Source organism: uncultured Methanobrevibacter sp. (assembly GCF_934746965.1).
Taxonomy (GTDB): domain Archaea; phylum Methanobacteriota; class Methanobacteria; order Methanobacteriales; family Methanobacteriaceae; genus Methanocatella.
Window position 1 is genome coordinate 209,937 of sequence record NZ_CAKVFS010000002.1, and the last position, 12,471, is coordinate 222,407.

12 protein-coding genes are annotated in these 12,471 nt (G+C 28.8%); 9 read left to right on the forward strand and 3 right to left on the reverse strand.

Annotation, left to right across the window (positions count from 1 at the left end; all coding sequences use genetic code 11):
• Positions 1 to 11: 11 nt before the first annotated feature.
• The 8 genes from Q0984_RS02405 to Q0984_RS02440 all read left to right on the forward strand — a co-directional run bounded on the left by Q0984_RS02405 (position 12) and on the right by Q0984_RS02440 (position 8,323).
• Positions 12 to 1,112, forward strand: coding sequence for a DNA topoisomerase IV subunit A (locus tag Q0984_RS02405; protein WP_299522988.1), 1,101 nt, complete (start codon positions 12 to 14; stop codon positions 1,110 to 1,112).
• A 203-nt stretch (positions 1,113 to 1,315) separates the two neighbouring features.
• Positions 1,316 to 3,163, forward strand: a complete 1,848-nt coding sequence (locus tag Q0984_RS02410; RefSeq protein WP_365906965.1) for a carboxypeptidase regulatory-like domain-containing protein — start codon at positions 1,316 to 1,318, stop codon at positions 3,161 to 3,163.
• Positions 3,164 to 3,199: 36 nt separating this feature from the next.
• A complete protein-coding gene (locus tag Q0984_RS02415) occupies positions 3,200 to 3,646 on the forward strand; it encodes a 1,4-beta-cellobiosidase (protein WP_299522994.1) in 447 nt (148 codons plus the stop codon).
• 131 nt (positions 3,647 to 3,777) lie between these two features.
• Positions 3,778 to 4,050 (forward strand): metal-sensing transcriptional repressor, encoded by a 273-nt coding sequence (locus Q0984_RS02420; protein WP_299522997.1) that lies wholly within the window; start codon positions 3,778 to 3,780, stop codon positions 4,048 to 4,050.
• A 124-nt stretch (positions 4,051 to 4,174) separates the two neighbouring features.
• Complete coding sequence (locus tag Q0984_RS02425; protein ID WP_299523000.1) at positions 4,175 to 6,028, forward strand: cation-translocating P-type ATPase; 1,854 nt, start codon at positions 4,175 to 4,177, stop codon at positions 6,026 to 6,028.
• Between the two features lie 74 nt (positions 6,029 to 6,102).
• The gene (locus Q0984_RS02430) at positions 6,103 to 6,315 is read left to right on the forward strand and encodes a heavy-metal-associated domain-containing protein (RefSeq protein ID WP_299523003.1); all 213 of its coding nucleotides are present in this window, start codon (positions 6,103 to 6,105) and stop codon (positions 6,313 to 6,315) included.
• Between the two features lie 126 nt (positions 6,316 to 6,441).
• A complete protein-coding gene (locus Q0984_RS02435) occupies positions 6,442 to 7,458 on the forward strand; it encodes a phosphorylating glyceraldehyde-3-phosphate dehydrogenase (RefSeq protein ID WP_299523006.1) in 1,017 nt (338 codons plus the stop codon).
• Positions 7,459 to 7,486: 28 nt separating this feature from the next.
• The gene (locus Q0984_RS02440) at positions 7,487 to 8,323 is read left to right on the forward strand and encodes a TIM barrel protein (protein ID WP_299523009.1); all 837 of its coding nucleotides are present in this window, start codon (positions 7,487 to 7,489) and stop codon (positions 8,321 to 8,323) included.
• Between the two features lie 2 nt (positions 8,324 to 8,325).
• On the opposite strand, the gene Q0984_RS02445 is transcribed toward Q0984_RS02440, so the two are convergent.
• The gene (locus tag Q0984_RS02445) at positions 8,326 to 9,396 is read right to left on the reverse strand and encodes a metallophosphoesterase (RefSeq protein WP_299523013.1); all 1,071 of its coding nucleotides are present in this window, start codon (positions 9,394 to 9,396) and stop codon (positions 8,326 to 8,328) included.
• A gap of 120 nt (positions 9,397 to 9,516) precedes the next feature.
• Here Q0984_RS02445 and Q0984_RS02450 point away from each other — a divergent pair, with 120 nt between their 5' ends.
• Positions 9,517 to 10,641 (forward strand): AAA family ATPase, encoded by a 1,125-nt coding sequence (locus tag Q0984_RS02450; protein ID WP_299523016.1) that lies wholly within the window; start codon positions 9,517 to 9,519, stop codon positions 10,639 to 10,641.
• A gap of 10 nt (positions 10,642 to 10,651) precedes the next feature.
• Here Q0984_RS02450 and hemA read toward each other — a convergent pair whose 3' ends face one another.
• Positions 10,652 to 11,854, reverse strand: a complete 1,203-nt coding sequence (gene hemA / locus Q0984_RS02455) for a glutamyl-tRNA reductase (protein WP_299523019.1) — start codon at positions 11,852 to 11,854, stop codon at positions 10,652 to 10,654.
• Entirely contained in the window at positions 11,844 to 12,470 is a 627-nt protein-coding gene (locus Q0984_RS02460) for a bifunctional precorrin-2 dehydrogenase/sirohydrochlorin ferrochelatase (protein WP_299523022.1), read from the reverse strand. Before Q0984_RS02460 ends, hemA begins: the two co-directional genes overlap by 11 nt.
• Position 12,471: the final 1 nt, after the last annotated feature.

A 12,471-nucleotide genomic window follows, 5' to 3' on the forward strand; every position in this document is an offset into this window, starting at 1 on the left:
AGGTGGTTTAAATGTCTGATGAAATAAATCAAAACCCTGAAGGTAAATCACATAAAGAACTTAGGAAAGAATATACCTTCAACAAATTAAAAGGATTAGGACAGGAAATTATTGAAGAAATCGAAAAACAAAAAGTTCCTTCTATAAAAGTTCCTTCACGTGGTACTTCAAATATTGTTTATGATGAAGCAAAAAGATACTATGTTTTAGGAGACAGATATGGTAGAAGATCACTTGGTAATGTAAAACAAATTAGAAAATTAGGTCAAATGGTTTATGTGGCTAATTTTTGTAAAGATTTAGTTCAAAGAGAAAAAACAGCTACTATAAGGGAAATGTATTATGTTTCTGAAGGTTGGGGAATTAGTTTTAAAACACAACAAGAATCAAATATTGTTGGAGAAGACTTAGAAGTAACATTAGGAACTACTAGGGAAGATTTAGGATTAATGCCAGAGGAAGATGGTGCATCAGTATATGGTGATTTAACTTTAAAAGACGGAGATGTAGAAATTAATGCTTTAAAAGCAGGAAAATCTGGTTACACAATTTCACCAACAATTGACCAAGTAGATTTCTTAGATTATAATGTAGATAGAGTTATTGCAGTAGAAACCATGGGAATGTTCCATAGGATGGTTCAAGAAAAAGCATACGACAGATTTAATACATTAATTGTAGGACTTAAAGGACAAGCCGCTCGTGCTACAAGAAGATTCATCAAAAGAGTAAATGAAGAATTACATTTACCAGTTTATATCTGTAACGACGGAGACCCTTGGGGATTCCATATTGCACAAGTAATTATTTCAGGCAGTGCAAAGTTAGCTCATGTTAATCATGATTTAGCTACACCTGATGCAAAATTCATGGGAGTAACAGCTAGTGACATTATTAATTATGATCTTCCAACTGATAATCTCAAAGATGTTGACGTTATGAGATTAAAAGAATTAGCTAAAGACCCAAGGTATAAAAGTGATTTTTGGCAAACTGAAATTAAAAAAATGCTTAAAATCGGTAAAAAAGCAGAACAGCAATCTTTCTCAAAATATGGTCTTGAATATGTAGTAGACACATATTTCCCAGAGAAATTAGAGGCAATGGAATAAATTTATTCCTTAAATTTTAAGCAAATTTTTTTAAATTTGCTCACTTCTTATTTTTTTAAATTTAATACAATAACTTTTCTAAAAATAAAGTATTAAAAAAGCAGGAAATTTCTGAAGCTCCAATCAGCAAATTTCTTAAAAAAACTGCTATTTCTCCTAAAAAATTTATATAATAAATGACATACTACTATCCGTGTTGTCATATGAAAAATTTAATATTTAAAAAACAGTGGATAATTTTAATATCACTTTTTATAATGATAATTGGAATTTCTACTGTAAGCGCAAATGAAAATATTACTGATCTAAATCAGAATATTGAAACATATGATAATAATATTGTTAACACTAATTTAGAAGTTAGTGATAGTAATATTATTCAATCAGACAATAGTAATTTCAAATCCAATGTTACTATTGATGTAAAAGATTTTGAAATGTATTATAAAAATGGTACTAGATTAACTGGAAAATTATCAGATAATAATAGTAATCCTATAGTTAACCAAACTGTTATTATCAATATTAATGGTTTAAATTATAGTAGAACAACTGATAACAACGGTGCTTTTGGAATGAATATTAATTTAAATCCAAATGTTTATAATTTTACTGTAACCTACAATGGTTCAGATATTTATAATCCTACATCCAACAATGCCAAAGTTACAGTTTTATCTACAATTGATTCAAAGGATTTAATTAAATATTACAGGAACGAATCACAATTCTACGCAACATTCCTAGACAAACAAGGAAAACCACTAACTAACACATCCGTCCAATTCAACATAAACGGTGTATTCTACACCAGACAAACAAACGAAAACGGAACAGCAAAACTAAACATAAACCTCGAACCCGGCACATTCATTATCACCGCCATTCATACTAATGGTGAAAAAAAAGGATATAATATTACTGTTTTATCCACTATTATTTCAAAAAATTTAATTAAATATTACAGGAACGAATCACAATTCTACGCAACATTCCTAGACAAACAAGGAAAACCACTAACTAACACATCCGTCCAATTCAACATAAACGGTGTATTCTACACCAGACAAACAAACGAAAACGGAACAGCAAAACTAAACATAAACCTCAATCCAGGCACATTCATTATCACTTCTTTCCATCCAGACGGATTAGAAGTTGGAAATGAAATTATTGTCAATAAAACTTTAATTACATATGATATTAGTCAACCATGCAATACAAGTGGCAGTGCAACTTTCAATGCAGAAGTTTTAGATGGACAAGGTAAACCTCTCAGTAATGCATCTGTAACATTTAGTATTTCCGGTAAAGTCTTAACTAAACTTACTAATGCTAAAGGTATTGCTTATATCAATATTAGTGCATATCCTGGAATTTATACCATCACAACCTCATATAATGGTTATTCTGTAGGAAATACCTTAGAAATTTACAATAATAATACTGGATTTAAAAGATATAACTTAGGTTCAAATGAAAATGGAACTGTTCATTTATACAAATCAATCGGAAATACCAGTTCAAAAGTAAGAATTGCATATATTATTGGCGTTCACATAACTGAAAATGCAGTCCACAAAGCATTATTCGATGAATTAACTAAAAAATCCAATGAATTAAATTACTGTTATGACATTTACAAAATAAATGTAATTCCAGTTAGTGATTCTAGTCAAAATACTAATAGGATGAAAGGACAACTTTTAGGACATGATTTTGTAGTTCCCGAAGCTATAAAAAACAATTACTCACTTGTAGTTGATGTGCATTCTAATGAAGGTGGAGCATATATTATAACTAACTTTGCGTTTGCTCCAGCACAAGATAATGTATCAAAAGCTATAGCTACTAAAATAATTAATGATAATCCAGGTTTAAGTGAATACTTCCCAGAATCACAAACAAGTCCAGCATATGTAACTTTACCTATACAAAAGTCAGGCACTCCAACTGTACTTTACGAAACATATAAATTTGAAGATTACAATAAAGTAACTGTACCATATGTTGATTTATTAATTGAGTCTGTTGACACAATGTTTGATTAACAACCAAAGTAAATTTAATAAATGGAGGAATGATTAATGAAGAAAAATGATATTATACTTGCAATTATTATTGTTTGTATTATACTAGTTGGTTTAGTCTTCTATGCAACAAACATGGCAGCTAATCAATCAGATAATACAACTAAACAAGACAATAATTCTTCAATTAATATAACCCACAACAATACAACATCTAGTTCAATTAGTTCTAGCTCTGATTCCAGTTCTTCTGATTCATCAAGTGGAAGCTCTTCAAGTTCAGATTCATCATCTAGTTCACATAGTTCATCTGACAGAAGTTCTTCAAGTGGAAGTTCCAGCCACCATAGTGATTCAAGCCATGGCGGAAGCTCTTCAAGTGGAAGTTCCAGTTCAAGTGGATCAAGCCATAGTGGAAGCTCTTCAAGTGGAAGTTCCAGTTCAAGTAGTGGCTCTGGAAGCAGCGGTTCTGGTGATGGATCAGGTATTATAGATGTAAACTAAATTTTTACATCTTTTCTTTTTTTATAAATTTGAAATTTTTATTTTTGATATATTTTTTGTAATTTTAGTAAAGCAAAATATTTATATAATACAAATAATCATATACCCTACTAGGTATAGGTTGTGTTATTTTGAAAAAATGTATGGACTCCGAAAATATCCACAGAAGATTAAAAAAAATAATAGGCCAATTGAATGCAATTGATCGTATGATTGAAGAAGATATTCCTTGTGAAAATATTTTAATGCAAATAAACGCATCAAAATCAGCCCTACATAAAGTAGGACATATAATTGTTGAAGGACATCTTGAACATTGTATTAAAGAAAGTATGGAAAAAGGAGATACTGAAGAAGCATTGGCAGACATATCTACTATATTAGAGTATTATTCTAGAATTTAATTTTTTTTAAAATAACTTGATACCCCCATAGGTATAGATATCTAAATAATAAAAGTAACTAAAAATTTTATTTTTTTAAAATAATTTAATACATATAGGGGTATACCTATACTAAGGTGATTAAATGAATATAAAAAATTGGCTAAGAAATGATGAAATAATAGAAATAACATTAATGGTTATTTCAGCTATCTCATTAATAATTGGATTTATCAAACCACACTTATTGTTCTTTGATTCATCTTGGATAGCAATCATATTATGTGGCTTACCAATAATTAAAGAAGCAACAAAAGCATTAATACATGAAAAAGATATAAAAGCAGATTTATTAGTTTCAATAGCTATCATATCATCAATAATAATTGGTGAAGTATTTGCTGCAGGAGCAATTGCTTTAATCATGACTATTGGAGGATTTTTAGAAGAGTACACTGTGAGTAAAACTCAAAATGAGATTAAAAATTTAATTGACATTACTCCCCAAACTGCGACATTAATAAACTGTAATGGGGATGAAGAAGAAGTAAATGCTCAAAATATCAAAATAAACGACATTATAAAAGTTTTACCTGGAGAAGTAATTCCTGGAGATGGAGTAATTATAAAAGGTGAATCTTCAATAAACCAAGCAGTATTAACCGGAGAGTCACTTCCAGCGGATAAAACTGTAGGCGATGAAGTATACAGTGGTACAATAAACTTATATGGTTCAATAATCATCAAAGCAACAAAAAATGGGGAAAATAATTCTATAAATAAATTAATAAAATTAATTAAATCTTCAAAGCCTGAAAATGCTAAAATCGTAAAAACCGCTGACAAGTGGGCAACATGGATTGTTGTAGTTGCATTTATCTGTTCAATAGGAACCTGGATTATAACTCATGAAATTTTAAGAGCTGTTACAATACTTATAGTATTTTGCCCATGTGCATTAATTTTAGCTACACCAACAGCAATTATGGCTGCTATTGGGAATTTAACTAAACAAGGAATTTTAGTTAAAGATGGAGAATCTCTTGAAGAATTAGGTAAAGTAAATGATTTAATTTTAGATAAAACCGGAACATTAACCTATGGAGAACCAGAAGTAAGTCAAATAATCCTATATAATAAGAAAAATTCTAAAAAAGAAATAATACATATTCTTGCATCACTTGAAAATAAATCAGAACATCCCCTTGCTAAAGCAATTGTAAAATATTATAAAATCCGTAAAAATCCCCCATTAAAAGAAGTAAATGATTTTGAGATTATTCCTGGAAAAGGAGTTAGAGGAAAAATTGGAAATGATGAAATAATAGCTGGAAACAAAAAGATTTTAAATGAAAATTATGAAGAATTTGAAAAAACAAAAGTTCAGCCTCATTTAGATACTGGAGCAACTACAATTTATCTTTGTATAAATAATCAATTAATTGGAGCAGTATTATTATCTGATTTTTTAAGAAATAATGCAGTTGATGTTATTCTTAATTTAAAATCAATAAATGTTACCCCAGTACTTATGAGTGGAGATAATCAAAATACAACTCAAACTATTGCTTCAAAAGTTGGGATTGATGATTACAAATATAACTGTTTACCTGAAGATAAACGTAATTACATTAAAGAATTACAATTAAAAAACAATAAAGTAGCTATGATTGGAGATGGATTAAATGATGCACCATCTTTAAAACAAGCTAATGTAGGAATTTCAATGGGTAGCATTGGCAGTGACATTTCAATTGAAGCTTCAAACATTACTTTAATCCACGATAATATCCAAGACTTACCCCATTTATTTAAAATATCTAAAAAAACTTTAAGAACTATCAATGTTGGAATTGGATTTGCATTAACCTTAAATTTAATAGCAACAATTTTAGCAATGTTAGGTCTGTTAAATCCAATTGAAGGTGCATTTGTTCATAATATTGGTTCTATTATTGTAATTATCTATGCATCATCACTTTTAAAGTATAACCAATAATTTTGGCATGACTAAAAGTTTATATATAAATTCCAAATAAATAATAAAACATAAAATAAAGGAGAATAACAATTATGGCAACTGAAGAAAAAACTATTAATGTTGTTGGAATGCATTGTCCATCTTGTGTAGCTGCTGTTGAGCTTTCTATAAAAGATTTAGATGGCGTTGAAGATGCAAAAGCAGATTTAGAAACTAATACTGCAAAAGTTACATTTGATTCTGAAAAAGTATCTGATGCAGATTTAGCTGGTGCAGTTGAAGAAGCTGGATTTAAGGTAGAATAAATTTTCTACCGTTAAATCTTATTTATTACTCTTTTTTACTAATTTTAAAATATCAAATTTTATATAATTTAACTTACAAATTTTAATCCATATAAAAAAAAAATTTTAAAAAAAATAGGGATTAAAATGAAATCTGTAGCTATAAACGGATATGGAACCATTGGAAAAAGAGTGGCTGATGCAGTAGCTGCTCAAGATGATATGAAAGTAATTGGTGTAAGTAAAACTAGGCCTAATTATGAAGCAAAAACTGCAGTTGAAGAAAAAAGTTATGATTTATACATTGGAATTCCTGAAAGAGAAAATCAATTTAAAGAAGCAGGAATTGAAATAGCTGGAACTGTAGAAGACATGATTCAAGAAGCAGATGTTGTTGTAGATTGTACTCCTGGAACTATTGGTCCTCAAAACTTAGAAATGTATAAAAAAGCAGGAGTGAAAGCAATCTATCAAGGTGGAGAAGACCATGAATTAACTGGACTTTCATTTAATGCAATTTCAAACTATGATGATTCATATGGAAAAGATTACACTAGAGTTGTTTCATGTAACACTACTGGACTTACCCGTACTTTAAGTACTATTGACCCAATTGCAGATATTAAAAAAGTTAGGGCAGTAATGGTTAGAAGAGGTTCTGATCCTTCAGAAGTTAAAAAAGGACCTATTAATTCTATCGTACCAAATCCTCCAAAAGTACCTTCCCATCATGGACCTGATGTAAAAACTGTTATGGATGGTATTGATGTAACAACAATGGCATTACTTGTTCCTACAACACTTATGCACCAACATAATATAATGGTTGAAATTAACAATGAAGTAGAAACTGAAGAAATTGTTGAAGCTTTAGAAAAACGTTCTAGAGTTCTTGTTGTAGATGCTAGTGAAGGTTTAGGATCAACTGCTGAACTTATGGAATATGCAAAAGAACTTGGAAGAAATAGAAATGATTTATATGAAATTCCAGTTTGGAGAGAATCCATAAATGTAGTTGGTAAAGAATTATATTATATGCAGGCAGTTCACCAAGAATCTGATGTTGTTCCAGAAAACATTGATGCAATTCGTGCATTACTTGAAATGGAATCAGATAACGAAAAATCAATAGCTAAAACCAATAAAGCAATGGGAATTTTATAATTCCCCTAAAAAACTTTTTTTGATAAAAATGACTGATAAAGTAATATTTGGACCTGCAGGAAGTCCTGTTGACTATAAAGGAGCAGCATATAAAGCACCAAAATATATCAAAGAAGAAGGGCTAAATTCTTATGAATATCAATCCCCATATGGTGTGAGGATTGGTGAAAAATCAGCTACCACTCTAAAAAATGAAGCTGAAAAACATGACATACTTATCTCAATGCATGGGCCTTATTACATAAATTTATGTTCCAGAGAAGAAGAAAAAATTGAAAAAAGTTTAAAACATCTAATTACAACAGCTCGTGCAGGACAATGGATGGGCGCATATAGACTAGTTTTCCATCCAGGATTTTATTCAAATAGAAAACCTGAAAAAGCAATGGAAATTTCTAAAAATACAATTAACAGATTATTTGAAGAATTAGAGTGTGAAGGTATTGAAGAATATACATTTGCTCCAGAAACAACTGGAAAACGTTCACAACAAGGAAATATTTCTGAGATTATTGATTTATGCGCAAGTTTTGATCATTTTGAACCAACAATTGATTTTGCACATGTTCATGCACGAGGAAGAGGGTTTTTAAATAAAAAAGAAGATTATAACTGTATTTTTTCACAATTAGAAGATAATCTTGACATCGATATATTACACTGTCATTTCACAACAATTGAATATGGTAATGGTGGTGAAGTGAAACATCATACATTAGATGAAAGTGATGAATATGGACCCCATATTCACGATTTACTTTCAAATTTAATAGATAATGGCTGGAAAGCTAATATTATTTGTGAAACTCCTTTACGAGATAAAGATGCACTAAAAATGAAAGCAATTTATGAATCTATGCTTTAATTTCATTTTTTCCTTAATTTTAATACAACCAATTCACTATTAGTTCCCCACCTCATTGGTGTGTCCATAGAACCTACACCAGTAGTAACTGACAAATAATTATCATTTTCCTTAAATAATCCCATATTATACTTAAACATTAATCTACAGAACCATATCATTGGATAAAATTGACCTCCATGTGTATGACCAGACAATTGTAAATTAAAACCTAAATTACTGAATAAATCCCAATTATAAGGAACATGATAATTTATAATATTAACCGCATTTTTATTAACTACTTGTTTTAATACTTCATTAGAAACCTCTTTTTTGTCTCCAAATGTAAATGATAAACCAAATATATTTAATCCTTTAAATTCAAATTTTTCATCATTTAAAACTATCAATCCTGCTTTTTTAGCTGCATTACAAACATTTTCAATACCCGGATAATAATCATGATTTCCCGGCGTGAAAATAATAGGCATACCTACATCTTTAAGTGGTAAAAAATCATCTTCTTCAACAACACAAGACCCATCAGCTAAATCTCCTGAAATAATAGCCACATCACAAGTTTCAGATAATTCTTTTAATTTATCTGCTACCTGATTAATTATTTTACTATTTCTTACAGCCCCAAAGTGAATATCAGATAAATGTACAATATCAACTTCTTCTTTTAAATTATCAAATTTTAAAGTATGTTGTTTAACTACTAATTTATGAGCAATGTAATAGTTATAAACTCCTAAAATTGGAACACTACTTAATAAAATACATACAACAGTTATAGAAATATCTGTAAACTGTTTTATTAAATAAATTATAATTAAATCTATTAAAATCATTACCATAGACCAAGCCCATAACCCAAATAATTCCGTAAAAAAGCGACCAAGAATCGTTGAATTTTTTTCTTCAAAAACCATTGGAATACATTGTAAACAACCTAAACCTAAAGTAATAATTAATAAATAACCATCATTAATTCCTCCAAATAACAGAAATAAGTATTTAAGCAGAAAAAACTCAAAAAGCATATAAAATGGAGTTGCAATAAAAACTCTTTTTGTTCTAAAACTCATATTTTCAACTCATAACTAATTAAATGATTTATTTTAAAAATATTTAAATATATTTTTATATACTAAAACAAATAAAATACATAGTTAATTAAAAATCGTGGTTATAAGTTGGTGATTAACTTGAAAACAAACAACAAAAACCTTGAAACAAAACCAATTAATTCAAAATCAAAAAATATCCCTTCAGAAAACACAAAATTTGCAGAATGTGTAGTGTTAAAACCTGTAGGATATCCCTTTGATTTTGCAATGATGGAAAACACTCTTGAAATTAATAATAAAACATTATTTGAGGAATATGCTCGTGAACAGTGGTTAGGTTTAGTTGTAAAAGAAAATTCATATTTGTTTGATCAAAAAATAATTCCTGATTATGGTTTTCAAATAATATCAGTTGAACCCAATAATTCAATAATTTCTGAAAATACAAATATTAAACTTGTTGATTTAGAAATAGGTAATTTAGATACTGTTAAACGTGTAAAAACCAATGTGAAAATTTCAGATATAATAGGTCAGGAAAATGCTAAAAATAAAATTAAAGTTTTAATAAAATATCTCAAAGAACCAGAAAAATTCGGCATGTGGGCTCCAAAAAATATATTATTTTATGGTCTTCCAGGTACTGGCAAAACTATGTTAGTAAAAGCATTAGCTAATGAGCTTGATGTTCCATTATATTTAATAAAAGCTACATCATTAATTGGAGAACATGTTGGAGATGGTGCATCTAAAATACAGGAACTATTTGAAAAAGCACAAAAAACCTCCCCTTCAATAATATTTATTGATGAAATTGATGCAATTGCATTACCCAGAAGCTTTCAATCACTTAGAGGAGATGTTGCAGAAATTGTAAATTCATTATTAACTGAAATGGATGGAATTAATGATAATCAATCCGTTATAACAATAGGAGCTACAAACACTCCAAATTCCATTGATTATGCTGTACGAAGCAGATTTGAAGAAGAAATCGAATTTATTTTACCGAATGATAATGAAAGAAAAGAAATTTTTGAAAACAATCTTAAAACATATCCTTTAAACTACAATTTAGACTTGGAGAAATTAGTTAAACTTAGTAAAAATATGTCTGGAAGAGATATAAAAGAAAAAATATTAAAAACAGCCCTACATCATGCAATTTCGCAAGATAAAGAAATTGTAGATATGAAAGATGTAGAATACAGCCTAAAAGCAAGTAAAATTAAAAATAATGAAGTGAAAGGAATGTTTGAATAAAAAAACATCCTTACTTATTTTCATCAAACATGAATTCAATAGCATTAATTAATTGTTCATCATTTTCATGAGCCGCCTGTTTTATTTTTTTAGAAATATCAAAAAATATCTTATTAACAATAGAATTTGTTAAACTATCAACTATATCAATGTTCTCATCTACATTAGATAGTTTAGTAATTGCTTTTTCAGTTTCACGTTTACGTATTTCTTCCATAGACACTCTTAAATTAGCAATTATATCATTAACACCAATTAATTTAAATGATTCTTTAAGTAAAATAAACTCATCATCAATTATATTTTCAGCTTCTGCAAATTCCTTTTTTCTACGAGCAGTATTTTCATCAGCAATATCTCTCAAATCATCAATATTAAATAATTTAACTCCCAATTCACAAACATTTTCACAAATATCTCTAGGATTAGCTATATCAATCATAAGCAAATCTTTATAATCCCCACCAGATTCAATTAAACGTTCTTTAGTTAAAATATAATGTGGAGCTCCAGTTGCACTTATTATTAAATCTGCAGTTGAGACATAATCACTTAATTCATCAAAAAGAATTGCCTGACCTCCTAAATCATCAGCTAACTTAACTGCAACATAATAAGTCCTATTTGCAACAAAAATGGCATTTAAATTTTTTTCAGCCAAAGCTTTAGCCACTAATTTCCCCATTTTTCCAGCACCAATAACTAACACAGATTTATTTTCAAGACTGCCTAAATGTTTTTGAGCTAAATCAACAGCTGCAGATCCTATGGAAACTGAACCTTTATTAATATTAGTTTTATTTCTCACTACTCTACCAACATGAATAGCTTTAGTAAAAATAGAATCTAAAATATTACCACAGTGACGTTCTTTAAATGCTTTTTGTTTAGCATCACTAACCTGACCTAAAATCTGATCTTCACCAACAATCATAGATTCTAAACCTGAAGTCATACGAAAAAGATGTTTAATAGCACTATCACCATAATCAATAATAATACTTTTATTTTCATGAGACAATAAGGAATCCTTTGGAGAAATATCATCATTATGTATATAATACTCCTTACGATTACAAGTAGATATTTCAACATATTCCACTATAGAATATTTTTTTTGCAACTCTAAAAACAATTGATCCATTTCTCTTGAAATATTTTCCATAGCATCAATATTTGCAATTTTATAATCAACTCTTAAATTAAGTATCATCAAATCCCCTTATTAAATCCTCAATATACTTTTTAGCTTCAGTTATTTCATGATTATCAATCAATTCCTTAATATAATCATTGTTAAAAATTTGGTAAAGACAATCTCTTCTTTTTTTCTGATTAGGTATTTTAGATTTAAGTAATCTACGAGCATAATCCTGAATTTCAATTTCTAAAATATCCTCTTTTGTGATAACAGACTGAATTTTTTTTCTTAATTGGCGAGCCATTAATGGGCTTTTCCCATTTGTAAAAATAGATATTTCAATATCGCCAATATTAAAACTTGTAGGGACAATAATATTTCCATCATCAGGAAAATCTGCCCTATTTAACAATTTATTTTTAGCTAATTTACTAACATGATTAGACAATTCCCTATCACCACTAGCTATTACAACTACATCTGCCCATTGAACTAATTCTTCAACATCATCAGTTGAAACCAAAACTGCTCCTTTAAAAAGCAATTCATCATTTAAATTATCTCCGGCTAATTTAACATTAGCTCCATGGTCAAGAAATTTATTTGCTCTTCTTGTAGCTACCTCACCAGTACCTAATATAAATACATTTAAATCAGCTGTTTTAAAATATAGGGAAGTCCAATCCATT

Coding starts and splice junctions, on each gene's coding strand:
- Q0984_RS02405 (WP_299522988.1), top strand. CDS start 12: ATGTCTGATGAAATAAATCAAAACCCTGAAGGTAAATCACATAAAGAA.
- Q0984_RS02410 (WP_365906965.1), top strand. CDS start 1,316: ATGAAAAATTTAATATTTAAAAAACAGTGGATAATTTTAATATCACTT.
- Q0984_RS02415 (WP_299522994.1), top strand. CDS start 3,200: ATGAAGAAAAATGATATTATACTTGCAATTATTATTGTTTGTATTATA.
- Q0984_RS02425 (WP_299523000.1), top strand. CDS start 4,175: ATGAATATAAAAAATTGGCTAAGAAATGATGAAATAATAGAAATAACA.
- Q0984_RS02430 (WP_299523003.1), top strand. CDS start 6,103: ATGGCAACTGAAGAAAAAACTATTAATGTTGTTGGAATGCATTGTCCA.
- Q0984_RS02435 (WP_299523006.1), top strand. CDS start 6,442: ATGAAATCTGTAGCTATAAACGGATATGGAACCATTGGAAAAAGAGTG.
- Q0984_RS02440 (WP_299523009.1), top strand. CDS start 7,487: ATGACTGATAAAGTAATATTTGGACCTGCAGGAAGTCCTGTTGACTAT.
- Q0984_RS02445 (WP_299523013.1), bottom strand. CDS start 9,396: ATGAGTTTTAGAACAAAAAGAGTTTTTATTGCAACTCCATTTTATATG.
- hemA (WP_299523019.1), bottom strand. CDS start 11,854: ATGATACTTAATTTAAGAGTTGATTATAAAATTGCAAATATTGATGCT.
- Q0984_RS02460 (WP_299523022.1), bottom strand. CDS start 12,470: ATGGATTGGACTTCCCTATATTTTAAAACAGCTGATTTAAATGTATTT.